This is a genomic window from Pseudomonas sp. JAI120 (genome assembly GCF_014207255.1).
GTDB lineage: Bacteria > Pseudomonadota > Gammaproteobacteria > Pseudomonadales > Pseudomonadaceae > Aquipseudomonas.
In genome coordinates this window covers 2,422,430-2,446,109 of sequence record NZ_JACHCZ010000001.1, presented here as the reverse complement: position 1 = coordinate 2,446,109, position 23,680 = coordinate 2,422,430, and the positions used below count along the sequence as shown (strand labels likewise).

Below are 23,680 nucleotides of genomic sequence, written 5' to 3'. Positions count from 1 at the left end.
TGGATCAGGGTAGTGCTCGGGGCGGCTCGGGATGGGAGCGGACACCGGTCGGACATGGTAAAGCGGTGCCTGGACGCGCTGAGTGCGGGTAGCACGCGGTCGGGCGGGGGCTTGGGTAAGCCGCAGGGATTATAGGAAGGGGTTTGGAATTACAACAAGTGACTGGAGCGCCGCAAATCAAAATGTGGGAGGAGGCTTGCCCCCTCCCACACTGGATTGTGGTTTATCAGGAAGTTATGCGGCTACTGGCACGTGGCTGGTATGCCAGATCAGCACCTTGCTGACGCGGTTGTCCTCGGTCTCAAGGATTTCCAGGCGGTAGCGGCCGATCTTCAGGCACACCGCACAATCCGGAATGGTCTCCAGTGCTTCGGTTACCAGGCCGTTGAGGGTCTTGGGGCCGTCGCTGGGCAGGTGCCAGCCCAGGCTCTTGTTCAATTCGCGGATCGAAGCGGCGCCGTCGATGATATAGCGGCCATCCGGCTGCGCTTCGATATGCGGGTTGTCCGCACTTTGCTCGTTTTCGAATTCGCCGACGATTTCTTCGAGAATATCTTCCAGGGTGACGATACCTAGTACTTCGCCGTATTCATCCACCACCATGCCCAGGCGTCGCTGCTGTTTGTGGAAGTTCAGCAGTTGCAGTTGCAGGGGCGTGCTTTCGGGGACGAAGTAGGGTTCGTAGGAAGCGTCCAGCAGGGCTTCCTTGGTCAGGCTGGCGTCCGGCAGCAGGTGCTGGATCAGCCGGGTGTTCAGTACGGCTTCAACCTGGTTGATGTCACTGTGGAACACCGGCAGGCGAGTGCGCGAGGAGGTGCGCAATTGCTCGATGATTTCTTCGATCGAGTCATCCAGGTTGATACCGTCCACTTCGCTGCGGGGTACCAGGATGTCATTGACGGTGATGTTGTCCAGGGCGTGGATACCCGGCATGCCAGGGATGCGGCCGTCATCGGCCTCGGGCTGCGGTTCATCGTCGTGGCCGGGCTGTGGCTCATCGCTGTTTTTCACCACGCCGGGCTTTCGGGCAAACGGGCGCAGCAGCAACAGGCTGATGCCATTGAGCAGCCAGGCGGCGGGATAGAGGATTTTCAATGGCACGCCCAGCAGCGTGTTGCCGAAGCCCAGCACCGCTTGTGGATGACGGGTTGCCAGGGCGCGTGGCAGGTAGTCGGCCAGGATCAGCAGAACGGCGCAGGAGATCAGCCAGCCGAGCCACGGGCCGTTCTGTGCCCAGGCATAAATCGCCAGCAGGGTGCAGAGGATTACCACGGCCGCACGGCACAGGCTGTTGCAGAGGATCAGGCTGTGGCGCGGGAAACTCAGGCGGGCGGCAGCCTTGTCGCCCTGGCGTGTACCGGGGCGCAGGGCCAGCAGGTGTTGTTGTGCGGCTTCGATGGCGGTAAACAGCGCCGCCCATAACACCAGCAAGGCGATTACCGCGAGCATCGGCCCCAGGGGCAAGTTGTCCATTTTTGCTGCCCGTCAGATATGCAGGATGTATTCGCGAACCAGCTTGCTGCCGAAATAGGCCAACATCAGCAGGCAGAAACCGGCCAGGGTCCAGCGAATCGCTTTGTGTCCGCGCCAGCCAAGGCGGTTGCGGCCCCACAGCAATACGCTGAACACCACCCAGGCCAGGCACGCCAGCAGGGTCTTGTGCACCAGGTGCTGGGCAAACAGGTTTTCGACGAACAGCCAACCGGAAATCAGCGACAGCGACAGCAGCGTCCAGCCGGCCCACAGGAAACCGAACAACAGGCTTTCCATGGTTTGCAGGGGCGGGAAGTTCTTGATCAGCCCGGAAGGGTGCTTGTGCTTGAGCTGGTGGTCCTGCAGCAGCAGGAGCAAGGCCTGGAACACCGCGATGGTGAACATGCCGTAGGCCAGGATCGACAGCAGGATATGGGCGAGGATGCCTGGCTCCTCATCGATCACCTGCACCGTGCCGGTGGGGGCGAACTGCGCGAGCAGCACCGTCAGCACGCCCAATGGGAAGAGCAGGACCAGCAGGTTCTCGACAGGAATCCGATAACAGGCCATCAGCGTCAGCGCAATGACCGCCGCCGCGATCAGGCTGGCGGCGCTGAAGAAGTCCAGGCCAAGGCCAACCGGCGTCATCAGGTGGGTGAACAGGCTCGCAGCATGGGCCAGCAGGGCGAGGACGCCCAGGCCGACCAGCAGGCGTTTGTCCGCCTTGGCGCCTTTGGCCAGACGAGTGCCCTGATAAAGGGTCGCAGCGGCATACACGATGGCGGCGGCGAGGCTGGGTAGCAAACTGGGTGACAAGGGGAGCATAAATCCTGAGAGGCAAGCCCGAAAGGCGCTGAGTTTGGCATACACCTGCGTTCCACGAAAGACTCCAGGGCCAGACAGCGGGTGTGCATGGGCGCAGTCTTCGCTATAATCCGCGACCTGCCCACGCCGCAGGCTCGCCGAGCGCTGTTTTTAATAGCGATTTACCACAGCCTGGGCCGCCATTACCTCGGTCTACCAATGCATTTCGATGAATAGGGCCTGAAAGGATCGCGCATGTTTGAAAACCTGACTGACCGTCTCTCGCAGACGCTGCGCCACGTAACCGGCAAGGCCAAGCTGACCGAGGACAATATTAAAGACACCCTGCGTGAAGTGCGCATGGCGTTGCTGGAAGCCGATGTCGCCTTGCCTGTGGTCAAGGACTTCGTCAACTCGGTCAAGGAACGTGCGGTCGGCACTGAAGTGTCCCGCAGCCTGACTCCGGGCCAGGCCTTTGTGAAGATCGTCCAGGCCGAACTCGAAAGCCTGATGGGCGCGGCCAACGAAGACCTGAACCTCAGCGCCGTGCCACCGGCCGTCGTATTGATGGCCGGCCTGCAAGGTGCGGGTAAGACCACCACCGCCGGCAAGCTGGCGCGCTTCCTTAAAGAGCGCAAGAAGAAGTCCGTGATGGTGGTGTCGGCCGACGTGTACCGTCCGGCGGCCATCAAGCAGTTGGAAATGCTCGCGGGCGAAGTGGGTGTGACCTTCTTCCCGTCCGACCTGAGCCAGAAGCCGGTCGACATCGCCAACGCCGCTATTAAAGAAGCAAAACTGAAATTCATCGACGTGGTCATCGTCGATACCGCCGGTCGCCTGCACATCGATGAAGAGATGATGGGCGAGATCAAGGCGCTGCATGCCGCGATCAATCCGGTCGAGACGCTGTTCGTGGTCGACGCCATGACTGGCCAGGATGCGGCCAACACCGCCAAGGCCTTCGGCGACGCGCTGCCGCTGACCGGCGTGATCCTCACCAAGGTCGACGGCGACGCCCGTGGCGGTGCCGCGCTGTCGGTGCGTGCCATCACCGGCAAGCCGATCAAGTTCATCGGTATGGGCGAGAAGAGCGACGCGCTCGAACCGTTCCACCCTGAGCGTATCGCCTCGCGTATCCTCGGCATGGGTGACGTGCTCAGCCTGATCGAACAGGCCGAAGCCACCCTCGACAAGGACAAGGCCGATAAACTGGCCAAGAAGCTGAAGAAGGGCAAGGGCTTCGACCTCGAAGACTTCCGCGACCAGCTGCAACAAATGAAGAACATGGGCGGCCTCGGCGGCCTGATGGACAAGCTGCCGAACATCGGCGGTGTGAACCTGGCGCAAATGGGCAATGCCCAAGGCGCGGCGGAGAAGCAGTTCAAGCAGATGGAAGCCATCATCAACTCCATGACCCCGGCCGAGCGCCGCGACCCTGAGCTGATCAGTGGTTCGCGCAAGCGTCGGATCGCCATGGGTTCCGGCACCCAGGTGCAGGACATCGGTCGCTTGATCAAGCAGCACAAGCAGATGCAGAAAATGATGAAGAAATTCTCCGCCAAGGGCGGAATGGCCAAGATGATGCGCGGCATGGGCGGTATGTTGCCCGGCGGCGGCATGCCGAAAATGTAAAGAATTCGAGCGGGAGTTCACTCCTGCTCCGACCCACAGGGATGTGGGATCTCCAGCAAACCCGCCGTTGGCGGGGGCTGACCTGCCGTTTTAACCGACGGCTCTCTAGCAGATCTGAATGGCACGCTGATAGGCGCCAGAAAAAGACATTTGCAAAAGTCCGGATATTCCTTAGAATATGCGGCCTTTCGGGCACCTATGCCCGCTGTGCATTTAGATTTGCAGCACCGACTACAGGAACGATGTTCACATGCTAACAATCCGTCTTGCCCTTGGCGGCTCCAAAAAGCGCCCGTTTTACCACTTGACCGTAACTGACAGCCGCAACCCACGTGACGGCTCTCACAAGGAACAAGTAGGTTTCTTCAACCCGATCGCTCGTGGTCAAGAAGTCCGCCTGTCCGTGAACCAAGAGCGCGTAGCCTACTGGCTGAGCGTTGGTGCACAACCGTCTGAGCGTGTTGCCAAGTTGTTGAAGGACTCGGCTAAGGCCGCAGCCTGAGCAATATGAACGCGACGCCAACTGTTGCTGATGATTTGATCGTTATTGGCAAGATTTATTCTGTTCATGGCGTTCGCGGCGAAGTGAAGGTGTATTCCTTTACTGATCCGACTGAAAACCTGTTGCAGTACAAAACCTGGACGCTTAAGCGCGAAGGTAGTGTGAAACAGGTCGAGCTGGTCAGTGGACGCGGGAGCGATAAGTTCCTGGTCGCAAAGCTCAAGGGTCTTGATGATCGTGAAGAAGCTCGTCTTCTGGCCGGTTATGAGATCTGCGTGCCGCGCAACCTGTTCCCTGAATTGACCGATGGCGAGTACTACTGGTACCAGCTGGAAGGTCTGAAGGTTATTGATCAACTCGGGCAATTGTTCGGGAAAATCGATCATCTTCTGGAAACCGGCGCCAATGATGTAATGGTGGTCAAGCCTTGCGCTGGCAGCCTGGATGATCGCGAACGCCTGTTGCCCTATACCGAGCAATGCGTGTTGGCTGTCGACCTGGCAGCGGGCGAGATGAAGGTGGAATGGGACGCGGACTTCTAAGCGTGGCTAATTTGCGCATCGAAGTGATCAGTTTGTTTCCCGAGATGTTTTCCGCCATCAGCGAGTACGGCATCACCAGTCGGGCGGTGAAACAGGGGCTGTTGCAGCTTACCTGTTGGAACCCGCGAGACTACACGACGGATCGACATCACACTGTGGACGATCGCCCATTTGGCGGTGGCCCGGGCATGGTGATGAAGATCAAGCCCCTGGAAGACGCGTTGGCTCAGGCCAAGGTCGCTGCCGGGGAGAAGGCGAAGGTTATTTACCTGTCCCCTCAAGGCCGCCAGCTGAAACAGGCTGGGGTCCGCGAACTGGCGAATGAGGAAGCACTGATCCTGATTGCCGGTCGCTATGAAGGCATTGACGAGCGTTTTATTGATGCTCATGTCGATGAAGAGTGGTCGATTGGGGACTATGTCCTGTCTGGCGGCGAGCTGCCGGCGATGGTCCTGATAGATGCGGTTACACGACTGCTGCCTGGAGCTTTAGGGCATGCGGACTCCGCGGAGGAAGATTCCTTCACGGACGGTTTGCTGGATTGCCCGCACTACACCCGACCGGAGGTGTATGCGGATCAGCGTGTTCCCGACGTATTGCTAAGTGGCAATCACGCACACATCCGGCGTTGGCGTTTACAGCAGTCCCTTGGTCGGACCTATGAACGACGCGCCGATCTTCTGGAAAGCCGCTCGCTTTCTGGAGAAGAGAAGAAGCTGCTCGAGGAATACATCCTCGCGCGGGACGATAGTTAACAACGTATCGATGGTAGGTCCATTGACTTACCTTAGGAGCACAGCATGACTAACAAAATCATCCTTGCACTCGAAGCAGAGCAGATGACCAAAGAGATCCCTACCTTTGCCCCAGGCGACACCATTGTCGTCCAGGTGAAAGTGAAGGAAGGCGACCGTTCGCGTCTGCAAGCGTTCGAAGGCGTGGTAATCGCCAAGCGTAACCGTGGTGTGAACAGTGCTTTCACTGTTCGTAAAATCTCCAACGGTGTTGGCGTAGAGCGTACTTTCCAGACCTACAGCCCGCAAATCGACAGCATGGCCGTTAAGCGTCGCGGTGACGTACGTAAAGCCAAGCTGTACTACCTGCGTGACCTGTCCGGTAAAGCAGCTCGCATCAAGGAAAAACTGGCTTAAGTCCAGCTTCCCGATGCAGAAAAAAGCAGCCTACGGGCTGCTTTTTTGTGCCCGCGATTTGAGCTGCCCTTGGCGGAAATGCGGCCTGCTGCGACGGTTCATACCTTCAAGCGTGTGTACATGGCTGGGCTGCGATAGGATCTACCCGATACCCGCACTTTCCTTACCTGAGCCCTCATGCCTGCCATTGACCACCCCCTGATCGACCGCTTCCTCGACGCCCTCTGGCTGGAAAAAGGCCTGTCAGACAACACCCGCCAGGCCTACCGCAGCGACCTGGCGCTGTTCAACGGCTGGTTGCAGGAGAAACACCTGGAACTGATCAATGCCGGCCGCGAGCTGATCCTCGATCACCTGGCCTGGCGTTTGGAGCAGAACTACAAACCCCGTTCCACTGCACGGTTTCTCTCCGGTGTGCGTGGTTTTTATCGCTATTTGCTGAGGGAGAAACTGATCGCCCTCGATCCAACCCTGCAAATCGATATGCCGCAACTGGGTAGGCCTTTACCCAAATCCCTGTCGGAAGCCGACGTCGATGCCTTGCTTGCTGCGCCCGACCTCAGCGAAGCCATCGGCCAGCGTGACCGCGCGATGCTGGAAGTGTTGTATGCCTGCGGCCTGCGGGTCACGGAGCTGATCAGCCTGACTCTGGAGCAAGTCAATCTGCGTCAAGGGGTGCTGCGGGTAATGGGCAAGGGCAGCAAGGAACGGCTGGTGCCGATGGGGGAGGAAGCAATTGTGTGGGTCGAGCGCTATATGCGCGATGCCCGTAGCGAGCTGCTTGGCGGACGGCCAAGCGATGTGCTGTTTCCCAGTCAGCGTGGCGAGCAGATGACCCGACAGACGTTCTGGCATCGCATCAAGCACCAGGCCAAGGTGGCGGGGATCGGCAAGAGCCTGTCGCCCCACACCTTGCGCCATGCATTCGCCACCCATTTGCTCAACCACGGCGCGGATTTGCGCGTGGTGCAAATGCTGCTCGGGCACAGCGACTTATCCACCACCCAGATCTATACCCACGTGGCGCGTGCGCGCTTGCAGGAAATGCATGCCAAGCACCACCCACGAGGCTGAAAACCGCCAATTTATCCCGCCACGGGCTGCCCTGCGGCCCAACTGTGGTAGGCTTTGCCGGTTAGCAAAGGGACGGCCCGCACCCGTGTTTGCGTATCGGCGTGCCTGCGCCCGTCCCTGCATCTGCCTTCAGGAGTTTCCATGCGCTTGACCCAGATTATTGCCGCCGCAGCCATTGCGTTGGTTTCCACCTTTGCCGTCGCCGATGACGCTGCCGAGCAGACCATCCGCAAGAGCCTGGCCAACCTGCAGCTCGACACCCCGATCGAAAGCATCAGCGCCAGCCCGATGGCCGGCCTGTATGAAGTCAAGCTCAAGGGCAGCCGTGTGCTGTACGCCAGTGCAGACGGTCAGTACATCGTTCAGGGCTACCTGTTCCAGCTCAAGGACGGCAAGCCGGTCAACCTGACCGAGAAAGCCGAGCGCCTGGGTGTATCCAAGCTGATCAACGGCATCCCGGTGGCGGAAACCGTGGTTTACCCAGCTATCGGCGAAACGAAGACCCATATCACCGTGTTCACCGACACCACCTGCCCGTACTGCCATAAGCTGCATGCCGAAGTGCCTGCGCTGAACAAGCTGGGTGTTGAAGTACGCTACGTAGCGTTCCCGCGCCAGGGTCTGGGTTCGCCGGGCGACGAGCAGCTGCAGGCCGTATGGTGCTCGGCCGACAAGAAAGCGGCCATGGACAAGATGGTCGATGGCAAGGAAATCAAGGCCGCCAAGTGCGCCAACCCGGTGTCGAAGCAGTTTGCCCTGGGCCAGTCCATCGGCGTCAACGGTACACCGGCCATCGTTTTGGCTGACGGCCAGGTGATTCCGGGCTACCAGCCGGCACCACAAGTTGCCAAACTGGCGCTGAGTGCCAAATAAACCAGCATCGTCGAACCTTTGACGATCATGGCCCGCGGATAAGTCGACGGGCTATTAATTGAAAGCCGCAGTTGTGCGGCTGTTTTCCACGGCCGACCTAGCGTCGGCCGTTTCATGGGGAGTTCTTCAGTGAAACCGGTCAAAGTAGGCATCTGTGGGTTAGGGACCGTCGGTGGCGGCACCTTCAACGTACTTCAGCGTAATGCTGAAGAAATTTCCCGCCGTGCAGGGCGTGGGATTGAAGTGGCGCAAATTGCCACGCGTTCGCCAAAGCCTCAGTTCCAAACGACCGGTATTGCAATTACCAACGATGTCTTCGCCGTGGCCACCAACCCTGAAATCGATATCGTCATCGAGCTGGTGGGCGGTTACACCGTGGCCCGCGAGCTGGTGCTCAAGGCTATCGAAAACGGCAAGCACGTGGTCACCGCCAACAAGGCGCTGATTGCCGTGCACGGCAACGAGATCTTCGCCAAGGCCCGCGAGAAGGGCGTGATCGTCGCGTTCGAAGCTGCGGTTGCCGGTGGTATCCCGGTGATCAAGGCGATCCGTGAAGGCTTGTCCGCCAACCGCATCAATTGGGTAGCCGGTATCATCAACGGCACCGGTAACTTCATCCTCACCGAAATGCGCGAGAAGGGCCGTACCTTCGAAGACGTGCTGGCCGAAGCCCAGGCGCTGGGTTACGCCGAAGCCGACCCGACATTCGACGTGGAAGGCATCGACGCGGCGCACAAGCTGACCATCCTGGCGTCCATCGCCTTTGGTATCCCGTTGCAGTTCGACAAGGCCTACACCGAAGGCATCACCAAGCTGACCACTGCCGACGTGAACTACGCCGAAGCCCTGGGCTACCGCATCAAGCACCTCGGTGTCGCGCGTAGCACTCCGGCGGGTATCGAGTTGCGTGTGCATCCGACGCTGATCCCGGCCGACCGCCTGATCGCCAACGTCAATGGCGTGATGAACGCCGTGATGGTCAATGGTGATGCCGCCGGTTCCACCCTGTTCTACGGCGCCGGTGCCGGCATGGAGCCGACCGCTTCGTCGGTGATCGCCGATCTGGTGGACGTGGTTCGCGCTATGACCAGCGACCCGGAAAACCGCGTGCCGCACCTGGCCTTCCAGCCGGATTCGCTGTCGGCCCACCCGATCCTGCCGATCGAGGCCTGCGAAAGCGCCTACTACCTGCGCATCCAGGCCAAGGATCACCCAGGCGTATTGGCCCAGGTGGCCAGCATCCTGTCGGAGCGCGGTATCAACATCGAGTCGATCATGCAGAAGGAAGTCGAGGAGCAGAACGGCCAGGTGCCGATGATCCTGCTGACCCACCGCGTGCTCGAGCAGCACATCAACGATGCCATCACTGCTCTGGAGGCCTTGCAGGGCGTCGTGGGCCCGGTGGTGCGGATTCGCGTCGAACACCTGAACTAACCGATCTGTTCCAGAGGCCCCGCGTGTGCGGCGGCCTCTGTTCGAGAATGTTTTAGAGGAGCCAGTCATGCGTTACATCAGCACCCGCGGCCAGGCACCGGCCCTGAATTTCGAAGACGTCTTGCTGGCAGGCCTTGCCACCGACGGCGGCCTGTACGTGCCGGAAAACCTGCCACGCTTTACCCAGGAAGAAATCGCTTCTTGGGCCGGCCTGCCGTACCACGAGCTGGCGTTCCGGGTGATGCGCCCGTTCGTCACCGGCAGCATCCCCGATGCGGACTTCAAAAAGATTCTGGAAGAGACGTACGGCGTGTTTTCCCACAGCGCCATCGCCCCTTTGCGCCAGCTCAACGGCAACGAATGGGTGCTCGAGCTGTTCCATGGCCCGACCCTGGCGTTCAAGGACTTCGCCCTGCAACTGCTGGGTCGTCTGCTGGACTACGTGCTGGAGAAGCGCGGCGAGCGCGTGGTGATCATCGGCGCGACCTCGGGTGATACCGGTTCGGCCGCCATCGAAGGCTGCAAGCACTGCGAAAACGTCGACATCTTCATCCTGCACCCGCACAAGCGTGTGTCGGAAGTGCAGCGTCGCCAGATGACCACCATCTTCGGTGAGAACATCCACAACATCGCCATCGAAGGCAACTTCGATGACTGCCAGGAAATGGTCAAGAACAGCTTCGCTGACCAGGGCTTCCTCAAAGGCACGCGACTGGTGGCGGTGAACTCGATCAACTGGGCGCGGATCATGGCCCAGATCGTCTACTACTTCCACGCCTCGCTGCAGTTGGGCGGCCCGGCGCGCTCGGTGTCGTTCTCGGTGCCGACCGGCAATTTCGGCGACATCTTCGCCGGCTACCTGGCCCGTAACATGGGCCTGCCGATCAACCAGTTGATCGTTGCTACCAACCGCAACGACATCCTGCACCGCTTCATGAGCGGCAACCAGTACGTCAAGGAAACCCTGCACGCCACCCTGTCGCCGTCCATGGACATCATGGTGTCGTCGAACTTCGAGCGTCTGCTGTTCGACATGCACGGTCGCAACGGCGCAGCCATTGCCGGCTTGATGGACACCTTCAAGAGCGGCGGCGGTTTCAGCGTTGATGAAGAGCGCTGGACCGAAACCCGCAAGCTGTTCGACTCCCTGGCCGTGGATGACGCGCAGACCTGTGAAACCATCGCCGAGGTCTACGCCCAGACCGGCGAGCTGCTTGACCCGCACACCGCCATTGGGGTGAAGGCCGCCCGCGAATGCCGTCGAAGCCTGGATATCCCGATGGTGATCCTCGGCACCGCCCATCCAGTGAAATTCCCGGAAGCGGTGGAGAAGGCGGGTGTCGGCAAGGCGCTGGAACTGCCGGTGCACCTGACAGACCTGTTCGAGCGTGAAGAGCGTTGCACGGTGCTGCCGAATGACTTGAAGGCGATGCAGGCGTTTGTCAGCCAGCATGGCAACCGTGGTAAGCCTTTGTAAGGCAAATCACGAAGACAAAAACGCCGCTTTCCCTTCCTTGGGTCAGCGGCGTTTTTTGTTTCTGGCAGGCCCGGTCTCGCGTTACGAGAATAGTTTCTGCGCGACCACTATGACCGTGCCCACGGCGGCATAGAAGCCTGTCGCGATACCCACCGGGTACCAGAAAGTCTCACAGGTTATCTTCAGGGATTCTTTGTTGAGTTTGTTTTGCTCTGCGTTCATACGTGCTATTTCAGCAAAAATACGTGATACCTCGGCGTGCATTCTGTCTGTCGACGTTTGTTGCTCATTTTGTTCTGCCATCGCTATTTATCCTTCGCAATAAGGGCCTGATGACATGCGCTTTCATCTGCATCGCAGCGTAACCAGCGCTCACCGAGTATAGGATTCACTCCCGGCCTCAGCGCCTGGCAAACCCCAAAAACAGCAGCCCATTGCGTAAGCATTTATGTGCTGCCGTTTTTTGCCTGTCATGTTGCAAGCGCATGCTGGAAACGTCATCCCCCGACAACCCCGCATAAACGAAAAAGCGAACTTTCCTACGTCACAACCAGTCACTTAGGATAGATGCAGCTCCCGTTTACAAGAATGTTTGCGAACTATTGAGTGGTGATCGAGATGGAAAGTATCAGCCTATTGCTCGAAGAAGCACTGAGCCCTTATCAGGTGACGTTGACCACCGCAGGTGTGCAGGAAGAGTGCCTGGTAACCGTGAAGAACCCCGCCGGCGCGATCATGGTCGAGCGTGAAGTCGACCGGGCGCAATTGCTCGATAAGCGCCTATTGGTGGATGTGGTGGATTGCCTGCTGCGTGACCTCAAGATCGCTGAAGGACGCCTGGAGCCCTCGGTCATCGCGGCCTTGCGCAGCGCTGCCCAGACCCGTGGCGCTGCCGTTGCATGAAGAATTGTTTACCCATGGAAACTTCCCACGTCATGGCCGGTCAGATTTCGTAACAGCAAGAGCAAACATTGTGCTCCGGTGTTTGTGCCTTGTTGTACTGGTCTTTGTAGGCCACGTTTAACCCCGAAGTGTCTCCCCACTCTTCGGGGTTTCTTTTTGCCTGGGATTTGTCAGGGTTCTGGTGAATCCCGGAAAAAACTCGGGTTGTCTCGCAGGTAATGTTCACGCATGGCAGGGTCTAGCCAGGCGGCATAGGACTGTTGTACTTGTGCAAGCGGGAGGCTGAGCAGAACCTGGTTGATCCGTTCCATGGCCTCGCGCCCCTGAGGCGTATCCGAGCAGCCGATATACGTGCGCTGGTAAGGTGCTGTGCCCTTGATGGGGTAGAAGCTGAGGTCTTCGGTTGCGATCCCCTGTTGCATCGCGTGGTAGCGGATTTCCGGCCAATAGCCCAGCACCGCCTCCAGCCGGCCCAGGCGCTGCATCTGCAGCAAGCTGCCAAGGGCATCGTTGCCGTAGTGCAGTGCCAGTTTGTGTGTGTCGGCCTGTTTCAGCCGCTCATCGATAACGGGGCCGTAGCTGCGTTCCGCAATCGCGCCGACCCTTGCCTTAGGGGCGGCGAAGAAGGCCTGCAGGTCAAACTGGCCGTCTACGATAAACGCCGCCAAGGCGTCCTGCTGGCTCTGTCGAATCGTGATGCCATTACTGACGACCACAAACGCCTGCCTGGAAAATACGATGTACCTGGCCCGCTCGGCCGTCCACAGCAATGATGGATCGCAGGTGAGCGTGGGCTCGCGCAGCATCTGCATGCCGCGCGCGCGATTGACGTGCATTACCTGGTGGCGATACTCCGGCAAGTGTCCGATCAGTATCGGCAGCAACTGGTCGAGTGCCCCCAGGCCTTTGCTTGGCCCTTCGAAGATGGTCAGCGGCGGCAAGTCGCGCAACAACCAGATCAACGTGCCCTCGGCACTCGCCGGTACGGGCCAGCTGCCGGCCAGCATGACGGCCAGGTACAGCGCAATGAGCCAGTGTTTGCAGCCGTGGGGCATCAGATTGCGCCTTTCTCACGCAGGCGGACAATGGCGGCGGCGTCGTATCCCAGCTCGCCCAACACCACGCCGTTGTGTTCACCCAGTTGCGGCCCCACCCATTCGCAACTGCCCGGTGTATCCGACAGCTTGGGCACGATGCCCGGCATCTTGAAGTCCTTGCCGCCGGGAAGCCGGGCCTTGAGGAACATCTCGCGCGCGAGGAATTGCGGGTCGCCCAGCATGTCTTCGGCGCTGTAGATACGGCTGGCGGGCACTTCGGCCTTGTTGAGTTGCTCCACCACCTGCTCCAGCGGCAGCGAGTTCACCCAGCGATCAATCACGCCATAGAGTTCATCACGACGGCTATCGCGCCCGTCATTACTGGCCAGTTGTGGATCGTTCGCCAGGTCTTCCCGGCTGATGGCACTCATGAAACGTTTGAAGATGGCATCACCATTGGCGCCGATCTGAACGTGCTTACCGTCCGCGCTGGTGTGGATCGATGACGGCGTGATGCCGGGCATGATGTTGCCGGTGCGTTCGCGAATAAACCCGAATACGTCGAATTCGGGGATCATGCTTTCCATCATGGCGAAGATGGCTTCATACAGCGCCACATCCACCACCTGGCCCACACCTCCGTTGACCTCGCGATGACGCAGCGCCATCAAGGCGCCGATGACCGCCCACAGCGCGGCGATGGAGTCGCCAATGGAGATCCCGGTGCGTACCGGCGGGCGATCTTCGAAACCGGTGATATAGCGCAGCCCGCCCATGGACTCGCCCACTGCGCCAAACCCGGGTTGGTCTTTCATCGGCCCGGTCTGGCCGAAACCCGAGAGGCGCACCATGACCAGTTTCGGGTTCAGTGCGTGCAGGGTTTCCCAGCTCAGGCCAAGCTTTTCCAGCACGCCTGGACGGAAGTTTTCGATAAGGATGTCGGCGTCGGCCAGCAGTTGCTTGAGAATCGCCAGGCCGTCCGGATGCTTGAGGTTCAGCGTCAGCGACTTCTTGTTGCGCGCCTGCACAAACCACCACAGCGAGGTGCCTTCATACAGCTTGCGCCATTTGCGCAGCGGGTCGCCGCCGTCCGGGGATTCGACCTTGACCACCTCCGCGCCGAATTCGGCGCAGATACGTGAAGCGAACGGCCCGGCGATCAGGGTGCCGAGTTCGATGACTTTCAGGCCTGCAAGTGGTTTGGCATTAAACGACATGGGGATCCTTGTCTGCGCAGAACGATGATGTGAAGCCTTTTAACATAGGCGAGTAGCCCAGGGATAAGGATGATGCAGCGCAGGATTCGGTGAATGACCTCGCCATCGGTTAGACTGGCCGCCTTTCCCTGTCTCTAGAAGCCCGTTCATGGCCCAGCCGTCCACGACCTATAAATTCGAACTCAACCTCACCGACCTTGATCGCTCGGTGTACGAGAGCGTCAAGCAGACCATCGCCCGTCACCCGTCGGAAACCGAAGAACGCATGACCGTGCGTCTGCTGGCCTACGCCCTTTTTTACAACGAACAGTTGGCGTTCGGTCGTGGCCTGTCAGATGTAGACGAGCCAGCCCTGTGGGAAAAAAGCCTGGACGATCGGGTCCTGCACTGGATCGAAGTCGGCCAGCCGGATGCCGACCGCCTGACCTGGTGCTCGCGCCGCACCGAGCGCACCAGTCTGCTGGCCTACGGCAGCCTGCGCGTGTGGGAGGGCAAGGTCGTGCCGGTGGCCAATAACCTGAAGAATGTGCACATCGCGGCGGTGCCCCAGGAGATTCTGGAGGTTCTGGCCAAGGACATGCCCCGCGTGATCAAGTGGGACGTGATGATCAGCGAAGGCACGATCTTCGTCACTGACGACCGTGGCCAGCACGAAGTACAACTGCAATGGCTGGTCGGCGAACGCGGTTGAAAATGTGGGAGGGGGCAAGCCCCCTCCCACATTTGATCTGTGTTGCCTTCAGAGTTGTCGTTTAACCGTTGTATTCAAGAGAAGCTCCCGTCACCCATGCGTATCGATCCCCGCCCACTGCCCGCCGTCCTGCCCTTCCTTGGTGAATTGCCGCCGCTGTTGACCCGTCTTTACGCCGCTCGTGGTGTGCAGTCCGAGGCTGAGCTGGACAAGAGCCTGGCGCGGTTGATTCCCTATCAGCAGCTCAAGGGCATCGACGCGGCAGTGGACTTGCTGGTGACGGCACTGGAACAGCGCCAGCGCATCCTCATCGTCGGTGACTTCGATGCCGATGGCGCTACCGCCAGCACCGTGGGCACCCTGGGCCTGCGTCTGCTCGGTGCGGCGCATGTCGATTACCTGGTGCCCAATCGCTTCGAGTACGGCTACGGCCTGACCCCGGAGATCGTCGCCGTGGCGCTGCAGCGCGAGCCGCAGTTGCTGATTACCGTGGACAACGGCATCTCCAGTGTCGAAGGCGTGGCGGCGGCGAAAGCGGCGGGGTTGCAGGTGTTGGTGACCGATCACCACTTGCCTGGCGACGAGTTGCCGGCGGCGGATGCCATCGTCAACCCGAACCAGCCGGGCTGTGAGTTCCCGAGCAAGGCCCTGGCCGGCGTTGGCGTGATCTTCTACGTGCTGATGGCCCTGCGCGCGCGTTTGCGCAGTCTGGGCTGGTACGAGAACACGCCTCAACCGAATATCGGCGAACTGCTCGACCTGGTGGCCCTTGGCAGCGTCGCCGACGTGGTGCCCCTGGACGCCAATAACCGCATCCTCGTGCATCAGGGCCTGGAGCGTATTCGCGCCGGTCGCGCACGGCCGGGGATCAAGGCGATTCTCGAAGTGGCCAAGCGCGATGCGGCGCGCATCACGTCCACCGACCTCGGCTTTATCCTCGGGCCACGCTTGAACGCCGCTGGGCGCCTGGACGATATGAGCCTGGGCATCGAATGCCTGCTCACCACGGATTTCGCCGCGGCACGGGAAATGGCCGCGCAACTGGACGGCATGAACCAGGACCGCAAATCCATCGAACAAGGCATGCAGCGCGAGGCCCTGGCCCAGCTCAAGGACTTGCCGGTGGAATCGATGCCCTACGGCTTGTGCCTGTTTGATCCGGACTGGCACCAAGGTGTGATCGGCATTCTTGCGTCGCGCATGAAGGAGCGGTACTTCCGCCCGACCATCGCCTTCGCCGATGCCGGCGATGGGCTGCTGAAGGGCTCTGGACGCTCTGTGCAGGGCTTTCACATCCGCGATGCGCTGGCGGTGGTCGCGAGCCAGCATCCCAACCTGATCACCAAATACGGCGGCCACGCCATGGCGGCGGGGCTGACCTTGCCCGAGGAAAATTTCCCACTGTTTGCCGAAGCCTTTGACGCCGAAGTGCGTCGGCAACTGCGCGAAGAAGACCTCACCGGGCGTCTGCTGTCCGATGGCACCCTCGCGGTGGAAGAGTTTCACCTGGAACTGGCGCGCGCATTGCGGCATGCCGGGCCGTGGGGGCAACACTTTCCAGAGCCGCTGTTCCATGGTGTGTTCCAGCTGGTAGAGCAGCGAGTGGTGGGGGAGCGGCACCTGAAAGTGGTGCTCAAGAGCGAGTGCGGGTCGGTGAAGCTCGATGGCATTGCCTTTGGCGTCGACCGGGAAGTCTGGCCGAACCCGTCCGTACGTTGGGTGGAGTTGGCTTACAAGCTGGACGTGAACGAGTTTCGTGGGAATGAAACCGTGCAACTGATGATTGCCCACATCGAACCGCGCTAGATCTTACCGACGCCGCAAAAAACTGTGGGAGGGTGCTTGCCCCCGATAGCATTGGGTCAGTCACAGCATTGTTGACTGACACTCAGCTATCGGGAGCAAGCACCCTCCCACAGTTTGATTTGTATAAGGCTCGGGTTTATTCGGTTTTGGCCTGGTGCTTCACGATGATATCCACCAACCGCTTGGCCAGCGCCGGGTAGTTCTCATCGAAGTGATGCCCGCCCGGCAGCTTCACAGTCTCGCCCACGGCAGTCTTGTCGGTGCAGCCACTCTCGTCGACTTCTTCGGCACCGTAGATGCACACCACCTTGTCAGCCGGCAGCTTGGCCATTTCCGGGCCGGTCGCGGCTTCTTTGCCGGCGTTGCCCAGCCAACCTTCCACTTCGATTTCAAAGCTGCCGGTACGGGCGAATGCCAGCAGGATGATGACGTCCACACGCTGCTGTTCGTTTTCCGGCAGGCGGTTGTAGATCGCCGGCAGTACGTCGGCACCGAACGAGTAGCCGGTCAGTACGAAGCGCTTGGTGCCCCACTTCTGCCGGTAGTGCTGCATCAGCTCGGTAAGGTCCTTGGCGCTTTGTTCCGGGGTCTTGTGCTGCCAGTAGTAGCGCAGGGTGTCGATGCCGACCACCGGGTAGCCGATCTTGGCCATCTCGCCGGCCACATCGCGGTCGAGGTCACGCCAGCCGCCATCACCGGAGAGGAACAGGGTCACGGTGTCCTTGGCCTGGCCAGCCGGCACTTCCACGACGGGAATCGCCAGGCCGCCGTTGTCCGAACCCACCAGTTGCTTGCGCAGTTCGTTGTTCAGCACTTGCGGATAGTGAATGTCGTAGTCGCTGATACTGGTGGTGGCACGCGGGGTGTCACGTACGAAACTGGCGCTTTCATCGTCAGGGTTATCGTTCCAGGCCACCAGCCAATTACCGTGTGCGGCGGTTTTCGGCAGTGGGTCCTTGCAACCTTCCTGTACCAACGCGAAGCCGACGGAGATGGCGTTGGCCTTGTCGTCGTTCTGTGTGGCCAGCCAGCGCCAGGCGAGGGCGGCGCCAGGGCCGATGCCGCTGACCAGGGTCGCGGGCCCTTTGAGCTGGCCCAGGGCGCTTTGCAGCGCTTGTTCCTGCAGCTTGCAGTCATCCTTTGGCAGGATCACCTGGACGATCTGCGCCTTGCCGCCTTGGCTCAGGGTAATCAGTTGGCTATCCGTCAGGGTTTCGCCAGCCATCACCGCCACCGCGACGCGGGCTTTCGGGGTGCCGGCCGGGGTCACGCGGGTCATCACCGAGCCGTCGGCCTGGGGCAGTTGCTCCAGGGTCGGCTGCGGGGCAGGGCGGTTCCAGAACCAAAAGCCGCCACCCAGGATCAGGGCCAGCAGCACTACAAAGGCCAATACATACCGCCAGGAGCGTCGAATCATCAGCGTTTCACCAATCCAGTCAAGCCGCCCGCGATCAGGGCGGCGGTATCGGCCAGTGCCACCAGTGGGTCAAGTCCCGCGGGCACGGCCATGTAACGGGGTTCCCAGTCAGGCTGGAACTTGTCTTTGAAGCGGCGCAAGCCTTGGAAGTTATACAGTTGCTCGCCGCGACGGAACACCATCGAGCCCAGGCGCTGGGTCAATGGCGCGCCGCGTCGCGGTTGCAGGCCCGACAACGGCACCATGCCGAGGCTGAAGCGGGCGTAGCCGTGACTCTTATAGTGTTGAATCAGGCCGACCATCATGAATTCCATGGTCAACTTGGGCGCATCCGGGTGGGCGCGCATCAGGTCGAGACTGGCCAGGTCGTGGTTGTAGGTCTCGAGCAGGTTGGCAAAGGCCACCGGGCGACCTTCGAAGCGAATGATCGCGATGCGAAAGTGCTTGAGGTAGTCGTCGCTGAAACGTCCGAGGGAAAAGCCCTTTTCCCGCACATTCTTACCGGTAAGCCAGGCATCCGAGATGACTTTTAATTCATCCATCGGCGCCGTGCCGGGTTCAAAAATCTCCAGGGACAGGCCGTCCCGGGTGCCACGGTTCCAGGTGTAGCGCAGGTCCTTCATCTCTTTGCCCTTGGCTTCCAGGTCAAAGCGTTTCAGGTCGACGCGGGCCTCTTCCCCCAGCTTGATCGCGGTGAGACCGATGTCCATGTAATAGGGCAAGTTCTCGGCGCGTACCTGATAGAACACCGGGCGCGCATGATGGATGTCGCACAGGTCACGGAACTGCCAGATCATTTCGGCACGGGGTTGAGTCGGGCCGATCGGGTCATACAAGGCCACCAGGCTGCGCCCGCGACGGGCGTACATCAGGAAGGCTTCATCGTTGGGGTGGAACAGCAGCGCCTTGTCGCCGGTCAGCGCCAGGCCGCCGTCGGGTTGCGACGATGCCATCAGGATCTTGGTGGCGCGTTCCAGCTCATCGGGTGTCGGCAGGTGGATCACCGGGCGTGCGGTGCGCAGCAGCCAGGTCAGCGAAACGATGACCAGCAGCACGGCGGCGCCCAGCAGCGAGCGCAGGCCGCGCGGGGCGTTGGCATCGAGGGTGAACTGCCACCACAGTTGATGGCTGTACGGTACATCTTGATACGCGAACAGCAGCAGCCAGATAGAAGCACCCAGCACACAGACACTGGCTACCAGGTACAGCGGTGAAAAAGGCAGCTCGGTCAGGCGGCTGGCGCGATAGAACGAGCGGCGGAAGATCGCCAGCAGTATCGCCGTCATGGTCATCAGGCTGGCTTCTTCCCAGTCGAAGCCCTTGAGCAGCGAGAGCAGGGCGCCCACCAGCAGCAGCACCATGGTCAGCATCCACGCAGCCGACAAGCGTCGACGCAGACCCTGGGCCAGCAACAGGCACAGCACGCCGATCAGGCTGGCACCGAAGTGCGAGGCGTCAATCAGGCGGTGGGGAATCAGGAAGCCGATGTTTTCCAGGCGTGAGTCGATCTCCGGCGTGGCGCCGGAAAACAGCAGGACCACGCCGGACAAAAAAACCAGTACGGCCAGCACCGGGGCCGCCAGGCCGGAAGCCACCCGCAGACTCTGTTGGGTCTGGAACAGGCGCTGCGCTTCGTTGACCAGCAGGAACACGCAGGCGATCAGCAGCGGTAATACAACGTAGATCATGCGATACAGCAGCAGGGCGGCCGCCAGTGGCGCTGCACCGAGCTTGTCGGCGAAGGCCGCGAGCAGGATTGCCTCGAATACCCCGACACCGCCTGGTACATGGCTGAGCACACCCGCGGCCAGCGCCAGCAGATACACCAGCAGGAACGGGCCGAAAGGCGGTGCTTCCGGCAGCAGCATATAAAGGACGGTAGCGGCAGCGGCAACGTCCAGTGCGGTGATGATCAGTTGCAGGAACGTCAGGCGCCGGCCAGGCAGGCGCAAGGTCCGACGCCCGGCTTTTACCAGCAGGTTGTCAGGGTAGGGCTGTTCCGGCAGGCGGCGGCGATAGATACCTATGCACAATACGACCGACAGCAACAGCACCGCGCCGGCAACGCCGCCGAGCACAGTTTGTGGCAAATGCAGGTAGGTCGACGCTGCCGGCAAGTTGCTCAACGTGGCCAACGCAGCCAGCGGGGGCAGGGCGCAGCCCAGTGCCAGGCTGGCGAACACGGTCATGTGGGCGACTTCCGAAGCCCCGATGCCATGGCGTGCATATAAACGGTAGCGCACCGAGCCGCCCGAGAGCATCGAAAGGCCAATGGCATTGCCGATCGCAAAGGCAGTAAAGCCGCCGAGGGCCAAGGTCTTGGCAGGCAGGTTCACCCCGGCATAGCGTGCGCCGGAAAACTCATAGCCCAACAGAATGACGAACCCCGCGATGGCGGCGGCGAACGCACCGAGCAAAGCGGGTTTGGGCACTTCCAGGATCGAGTCGTGGAGGGCGTAGAGGTCCAGCTCCAATAGCAGGTGTCGGCAGGCGATCAGCGCGATTGCGAACAGCAACAAGGTCACGGCCAGCCCTATGGGTTGCCGGTATTTGCTCAACAGATCCAGCCAGCGCAAGCGGGTCGGAGCGATAGGTTGTTCTGCTGTGACGGTGTCTTGTGGTTCAGACGAGTTGGCGCGCATCAATCACCTCGTGGATTGTGCGCGACAGGATGGAGGTATCCAGCCAAGTTACCAATCCCTATGGACAAAATAATTACAAATATTAACGCGGATCACCGGGTGCGGCGACTGCGGCCATTGGTCGTAGAGGCGTAAGCATAGCGTGCGATGAGATGGACTCTACAAACCGTGTACGGTTTCATGAAAGATGCCATGCCATTGTTTCAGATGAACTTTTTCATCGGATACAAAAAAGGCCACTCTTTCGAGTAGCCTTTTTTGATGTTTGGTTGCGGGAGCCGGATTTGAACCGACGACCTTCGGGTTATGAGCCCGACGAGCTACCAGACTGCTCCATCCCGCGTCTGTGGGCGGCATTCTACAGCCCAACGGCGAGGTGTCAACCGTTAATGAGCCGATGGGTCAAATAAGTGTGAAATGAGCGGTGAAGGGCGGCTGTGGAAGGTAAGTGCGCGATGGGTAAAGATTTTTTTGTCTTACAATTTTCGTACAGACACAAAACAGACGCGCACAAAAAAGGCCACTCTTTCGAGTAGCCTTTTTTGATGTTTGGTTGCGGGAGCCGGATTTGAACCGACGACCTTCGGGTTATGAGCCCGACGAGCTACCAGACTGCTCCATCCCGCGTCTGTGTGTCGGCATTCTACAGAGGATCGCGTGTGTGTCAAGCTGTGAATCGAAGAAAAGGGCTTGTGGTTCAATCGGTTAGCTCTCCAAACAGAGCCATTTCAATCGTGCGGGCCAGTCGGGCTAAGGGTTTCAGCTCTATTGGGGGGCTAATTTCGATTGAAAAAATAAATTCATCTGGGAAATTTCCTACCGCTTAGGCGGAAGATTCAAACTACTGGTGCTATATACAGGGGTGAATGCGATACTGCTCACCCGTTGGATTACACCCCCTTCTATCTATGACGCAGCGCAAAATCATCCACGTCGACTGTGATTGCTTCTACGCCGCCATTGAGATGCGCGATGACCCGAGCCTGGCGCAAAAGCCCCTGGCGGTAGGTGGATCGGCAGATCGAAGGGGGGTGATCGCTACATGTAACTACGAAGCGCGGGCGTATGGGGTGCGTTCAGCCATGTCGTCGCGCCATGCCCTGAAGCTCTGCCCGGACCTGACCATTGTCAAGCCGCGCATGGATGCATATAAGGAAGCGTCGAAGGAAATCCAGACGATCTTCCGCGACTACACCGATCTGATCGAGCCCCTCTCGCTGGACGAGGCCTACCTGGATGTCTCCGACAGCCCGCACTTTGGCGGCAGCGCCACGCGCATCGCCCAGGATATTCGGCGCCGGGTCTCCAACCAGTTGCACATCACCGTGTCCGCCGGCGTGGCACCGAACAAGTTTTTGGCCAAGATCGCCAGCGATTGGAAAAAGCCCAATGGCCTGTTTGTCATTACCCCGGATCAGGTCGAGGACTTTGTCTCCCAACTGCGGGTAAGCAAGTTGCACGGCGTGGGCAAGGTGACGGCGGACAAACTGGCGCGCCTGGGCATCGAAGACTGCCTGCAATTACGCGAGTGGAACAAGCTGGCGCTGGTGCGTGAGTTCGGCAGTTTTGGCGAGCGGCTGTGGAGCCTGGCCCGTGGGATAGATGACCGTGTGGTACAGAATGACAGCCGGCGGCAGTCCATCAGTGTGGAAAATACCTACGATGTGGACCTGCCGGATCTCTCAAGCTGCCTGGCGAAACTTCCAGAGTTGATGGAAACCCTGGCCGGGCGCATGGCGCGTATCGACAGCAGTTATAAGGCGGGAAAGCCGTTCGTTAAGGTGAAGTTTCATGACTTTACCCAGACGACGTTGGAGCAGGCGGGAGCGGCGCGGGATCTGGAGAGTTATCAACAGTTGATGACCCAGGCGTTCAATCGTGGCGGTAAACCGGTGCGGTTGCTGGGGATTGGCGTGCGGTTGCTGGACCTGAGTGGCGGGAACGAACAGTTAGAGTTTTCTTGGTAGAAACCGGGAAAAAATGTGGGAGAGGCAAGTCGCACCGCCCCTCTCACATTTGGATCTATAGCGTTTTCGAAGTCTCAGTGTGCTCCGGGATCTGCGACTAACCGCCCCGCATCCTTGGTCAACGCTTGCAGGAATTCCTGCTGCAACTCGGGATCATTGCGGGTCAATTCGATCAGGCTTTGTTCCAGCTCACTGGCTTCTTCTTCCAGGCCCAGCTCCGACAGACGCTTGACCCGGTGCACCCACTGGCTGACTTCATCGTCTTCGAGATCGTCGTAGATCAGTCCGTGGGCTTCCAGCAATTTGCCGCGCAGGGTGCTGCTGATTGCCAGGGTCGAGTCCGAGTGCACGTCGTCCTGGCCATCTTCCACGCTGATCTTCAAGGTCGTGACGCGGTTCAGGTCCTGCTCGGCAAACGGGCTGTCCAACAGGTTCAGGCGCAGGACGCCGTTGCGGTCGGTGGTCAGCTCATGGGTCTGTTTGCCGGCGGTGACCTGGACCGGGCGTTCGCTCCAGGGCAGGCTCGAATACTCCACGCGCTTGTCACGCTGGACCTCATCGATACCGGCCAGGTTCTGTTGCGCACGGCCATGGGACTGCACGTTCATGAACGGGTTGAGGCCGTCCACGCCGTAGGTCAGCCAGTCGTGGGTCATGCTGGTCGGCAGGTTGCCGAGGGCGAAGATGTTCGCCACGTTGGCGCCCGCGCCCGCGACCAAAGCCACTGCACCCAAGGGCATCTCATAGAGTTTGCGCCAGGGCTGGTAGGGCGTGTAGCGGTCGTAACGACGGGTGACTTCGAATTCGGTGACCTCAAAGGTCTTTTGCTCGTGAATACGAACCCGGCGTTGCGGCAGTTCCAGCACTTTGGGTTCGCCTACATCGATCTGCAGGCTGTGGTCGAGCAACTTACGCTCGACCCGCTCCTCGTGCTCACTGCGTTGCGACATCTGATTGGCGCAGCCGCTGACCAGCAGGGCGCCGCACAAGGCGGCGCCCCCCAGGGCTCTGGTGTTTCGCTTGAACATGACTTCTCTT

21 protein-coding genes and 2 tRNA genes are annotated in these 23,680 nt (G+C 60.0%); 13 read left to right on the top strand and 10 right to left on the bottom strand.

The window, feature by feature from the left end; genetic code table 11:
* Positions 1-234 precede the first annotated feature (234 nt).
* The gene (locus HDC32_RS11535) at positions 235-1,473 is read right to left on the bottom strand and encodes a transporter associated domain-containing protein (protein ID WP_184743992.1); all 1,239 of its coding nucleotides are present in this window, start codon (positions 1,471-1,473) and stop codon (positions 235-237) included.
* Between the two features lie 12 nt (positions 1,474-1,485).
* Complete coding sequence (locus tag HDC32_RS11530; protein ID WP_122720320.1) at positions 1,486-2,298, bottom strand: inner membrane protein YpjD; 813 nt, start codon at positions 2,296-2,298, stop codon at positions 1,486-1,488.
* Between the two features lie 234 nt (positions 2,299-2,532).
* On the opposite strand from HDC32_RS11530, the gene ffh reads away from it, so the two are divergent.
* From ffh to thrC, 9 genes are all read left to right on the top strand, one after another.
* Positions 2,533-3,909, top strand: a complete 1,377-nt coding sequence (ffh, locus tag HDC32_RS11525; protein WP_010207982.1) for a signal recognition particle protein — start codon at positions 2,533-2,535, stop codon at positions 3,907-3,909.
* Between the two features lie 250 nt (positions 3,910-4,159).
* Positions 4,160-4,411: a 30S ribosomal protein S16 gene (gene rpsP / locus HDC32_RS11520; RefSeq protein ID WP_003238923.1), complete on the top strand. Its 252-nt coding sequence runs from the start codon at positions 4,160-4,162 to the stop codon at positions 4,409-4,411.
* Positions 4,412-4,416: 5 nt separating this feature from the next.
* The gene (gene rimM, locus HDC32_RS11515; protein WP_027605457.1) at positions 4,417-4,953 is read left to right on the top strand and encodes a ribosome maturation factor RimM; all 537 of its coding nucleotides are present in this window, start codon (positions 4,417-4,419) and stop codon (positions 4,951-4,953) included.
* Complete coding sequence (trmD, locus tag HDC32_RS11510) at positions 4,935-5,708, top strand: tRNA (guanosine(37)-N1)-methyltransferase TrmD (protein WP_184743990.1); 774 nt, start codon at positions 4,935-4,937, stop codon at positions 5,706-5,708. Before rimM ends, trmD begins: the two co-directional genes overlap by 19 nt.
* Positions 5,709-5,753: 45 nt before the next feature.
* Complete coding sequence (gene rplS, locus HDC32_RS11505) at positions 5,754-6,104, top strand: 50S ribosomal protein L19 (RefSeq protein WP_003175895.1); 351 nt, start codon at positions 5,754-5,756, stop codon at positions 6,102-6,104.
* A 177-nt stretch (positions 6,105-6,281) separates the two neighbouring features.
* Positions 6,282-7,178 carry a site-specific tyrosine recombinase XerD gene (gene xerD / locus HDC32_RS11500; RefSeq protein ID WP_131697949.1) on the top strand — a complete coding sequence of 299 codons (897 nt, stop codon included), beginning with the start codon at positions 6,282-6,284 and terminating at the stop codon, positions 7,176-7,178.
* 141 nt (positions 7,179-7,319) lie between these two features.
* Positions 7,320-8,051, top strand: coding sequence for a thioredoxin fold domain-containing protein (locus HDC32_RS11495; RefSeq protein ID WP_003175893.1), 732 nt, complete (start codon positions 7,320-7,322; stop codon positions 8,049-8,051).
* Between the two features lie 129 nt (positions 8,052-8,180).
* Positions 8,181-9,485 (top strand): homoserine dehydrogenase, encoded by a 1,305-nt coding sequence (locus tag HDC32_RS11490; RefSeq protein WP_027605461.1) that lies wholly within the window; start codon positions 8,181-8,183, stop codon positions 9,483-9,485.
* A 67-nt stretch (positions 9,486-9,552) separates the two neighbouring features.
* Positions 9,553-10,962, top strand: coding sequence for a threonine synthase (gene thrC, locus HDC32_RS11485; protein ID WP_027605462.1), 1,410 nt, complete (start codon positions 9,553-9,555; stop codon positions 10,960-10,962).
* Positions 10,963-11,043: 81 nt separating this feature from the next.
* Here the strand turns inward: thrC and HDC32_RS11480 are convergent, their stop codons facing one another.
* The gene (locus tag HDC32_RS11480; RefSeq protein ID WP_016971927.1) at positions 11,044-11,265 is read right to left on the bottom strand and encodes a hypothetical protein; all 222 of its coding nucleotides are present in this window, start codon (positions 11,263-11,265) and stop codon (positions 11,044-11,046) included.
* Positions 11,266-11,580: 315 nt separating this feature from the next.
* Here HDC32_RS11480 and HDC32_RS11475 point away from each other — a divergent pair, with 315 nt between their 5' ends.
* Positions 11,581-11,865, top strand: coding sequence for a DUF3509 domain-containing protein (locus HDC32_RS11475; protein WP_131697948.1), 285 nt, complete (start codon positions 11,581-11,583; stop codon positions 11,863-11,865).
* Between the two features lie 170 nt (positions 11,866-12,035).
* Here the strand turns inward: HDC32_RS11475 and HDC32_RS11470 are convergent, their stop codons facing one another.
* Entirely contained in the window at positions 12,036-12,920 is an 885-nt protein-coding gene (locus tag HDC32_RS11470; protein ID WP_131697947.1) for a TIGR02285 family protein, read from the bottom strand.
* Positions 12,920-14,119, bottom strand: a complete 1,200-nt coding sequence (locus HDC32_RS11465; protein WP_184743987.1) for a CaiB/BaiF CoA-transferase family protein — start codon at positions 14,117-14,119, stop codon at positions 12,920-12,922. The genes HDC32_RS11470 and HDC32_RS11465 overlap by 1 nt, the downstream gene beginning before the upstream one ends.
* Positions 14,120-14,267: 148 nt before the next feature.
* Between HDC32_RS11465 and HDC32_RS11460 the strand changes: the two genes are divergently transcribed.
* Together HDC32_RS11460 and recJ are read left to right on the top strand one after the other, a co-directional pair.
* On the top strand, positions 14,268-14,810 hold the full coding sequence (locus HDC32_RS11460; RefSeq protein WP_032890801.1) for a YaeQ family protein: 543 nt from the start codon (positions 14,268-14,270) through the stop codon (positions 14,808-14,810).
* 96 nt (positions 14,811-14,906) lie between these two features.
* Positions 14,907-16,616 carry a single-stranded-DNA-specific exonuclease RecJ gene (gene recJ / locus HDC32_RS11455; protein WP_131697945.1) on the top strand — a complete coding sequence of 570 codons (1,710 nt, stop codon included), beginning with the start codon at positions 14,907-14,909 and terminating at the stop codon, positions 16,614-16,616.
* Positions 16,617-16,752: 136 nt separating this feature from the next.
* Here recJ and HDC32_RS11450 read toward each other — a convergent pair whose 3' ends face one another.
* The 4 genes from HDC32_RS11450 to HDC32_RS11435 form a co-directional block, all read right to left on the bottom strand.
* Positions 16,753-18,033: a virulence factor family protein gene (locus HDC32_RS11450; protein WP_145338412.1), complete on the bottom strand. Its 1,281-nt coding sequence runs from the start codon at positions 18,031-18,033 to the stop codon at positions 16,753-16,755.
* Positions 18,033-20,675 (bottom strand): bifunctional lysylphosphatidylglycerol flippase/synthetase MprF, encoded by a 2,643-nt coding sequence (mprF, locus tag HDC32_RS11445; protein WP_131697943.1) that lies wholly within the window; start codon positions 20,673-20,675, stop codon positions 18,033-18,035. The genes HDC32_RS11450 and mprF overlap by 1 nt, the downstream gene beginning before the upstream one ends.
* 266 nt (positions 20,676-20,941) lie before the next feature.
* Positions 20,942-21,018, bottom strand: a tRNA-Met gene (locus tag HDC32_RS11440).
* A gap of 207 nt (positions 21,019-21,225) precedes the next feature.
* Positions 21,226-21,302: transfer RNA gene (locus HDC32_RS11435), tRNA-Met, on the bottom strand.
* 281 nt (positions 21,303-21,583) lie between these two features.
* Between HDC32_RS11435 and dinB the strand changes: the two genes are divergently transcribed.
* Entirely contained in the window at positions 21,584-22,642 is a 1,059-nt protein-coding gene (dinB, locus tag HDC32_RS11430; RefSeq protein WP_115487213.1) for a DNA polymerase IV, read from the top strand.
* Positions 22,643-22,716: 74 nt separating this feature from the next.
* Here the strand turns inward: dinB and HDC32_RS11425 are convergent, their stop codons facing one another.
* Complete coding sequence (locus HDC32_RS11425) at positions 22,717-23,670, bottom strand: hypothetical protein (protein WP_131697942.1); 954 nt, start codon at positions 23,668-23,670, stop codon at positions 22,717-22,719.
* Positions 23,671-23,680 lie beyond the last annotated feature (10 nt).

Bases quoted from the DNA above. Each gene is read 5' to 3' on its own strand.
- trmD (WP_184743990.1), top strand. From the start codon at position 4,935: ATGGGACGCGGACTTCTAAGCGTGGCTAATTTGCGCATCGAAGTGATC.
- rplS (WP_003175895.1), top strand. From the start codon at position 5,754: ATGACTAACAAAATCATCCTTGCACTCGAAGCAGAGCAGATGACCAAA.
- HDC32_RS11450 (WP_145338412.1), bottom strand. From the start codon at position 18,033: ATGATTCGACGCTCCTGGCGGTATGTATTGGCCTTTGTAGTGCTGCTG.
- HDC32_RS11535 (WP_184743992.1), bottom strand. From the start codon at position 1,473: ATGGACAACTTGCCCCTGGGGCCGATGCTCGCGGTAATCGCCTTGCTG.
- HDC32_RS11465 (WP_184743987.1), bottom strand. From the start codon at position 14,119: ATGTCGTTTAATGCCAAACCACTTGCAGGCCTGAAAGTCATCGAACTC.
- xerD (WP_131697949.1), top strand. From the start codon at position 6,282: ATGCCTGCCATTGACCACCCCCTGATCGACCGCTTCCTCGACGCCCTC.
- recJ (WP_131697945.1), top strand. From the start codon at position 14,907: ATGCGTATCGATCCCCGCCCACTGCCCGCCGTCCTGCCCTTCCTTGGT.
- HDC32_RS11480 (WP_016971927.1), bottom strand. From the start codon at position 11,265: ATGGCAGAACAAAATGAGCAACAAACGTCGACAGACAGAATGCACGCC.
- thrC (WP_027605462.1), top strand. From the start codon at position 9,553: ATGCGTTACATCAGCACCCGCGGCCAGGCACCGGCCCTGAATTTCGAA.
- HDC32_RS11475 (WP_131697948.1), top strand. From the start codon at position 11,581: ATGGAAAGTATCAGCCTATTGCTCGAAGAAGCACTGAGCCCTTATCAG.
- HDC32_RS11495 (WP_003175893.1), top strand. From the start codon at position 7,320: ATGCGCTTGACCCAGATTATTGCCGCCGCAGCCATTGCGTTGGTTTCC.
- rimM (WP_027605457.1), top strand. From the start codon at position 4,417: ATGAACGCGACGCCAACTGTTGCTGATGATTTGATCGTTATTGGCAAG.
- HDC32_RS11470 (WP_131697947.1), bottom strand. From the start codon at position 12,920: ATGCCCCACGGCTGCAAACACTGGCTCATTGCGCTGTACCTGGCCGTC.
- ffh (WP_010207982.1), top strand. From the start codon at position 2,533: ATGTTTGAAAACCTGACTGACCGTCTCTCGCAGACGCTGCGCCACGTA.
- HDC32_RS11460 (WP_032890801.1), top strand. From the start codon at position 14,268: ATGGCCCAGCCGTCCACGACCTATAAATTCGAACTCAACCTCACCGAC.
- HDC32_RS11530 (WP_122720320.1), bottom strand. From the start codon at position 2,298: ATGCTCCCCTTGTCACCCAGTTTGCTACCCAGCCTCGCCGCCGCCATC.
- dinB (WP_115487213.1), top strand. From the start codon at position 21,584: ATGACGCAGCGCAAAATCATCCACGTCGACTGTGATTGCTTCTACGCC.
- mprF (WP_131697943.1), bottom strand. From the start codon at position 20,675: ATGCGCGCCAACTCGTCTGAACCACAAGACACCGTCACAGCAGAACAA.
- HDC32_RS11425 (WP_131697942.1), bottom strand. From the start codon at position 23,670: ATGTTCAAGCGAAACACCAGAGCCCTGGGGGGCGCCGCCTTGTGCGGC.
- rpsP (WP_003238923.1), top strand. From the start codon at position 4,160: ATGCTAACAATCCGTCTTGCCCTTGGCGGCTCCAAAAAGCGCCCGTTT.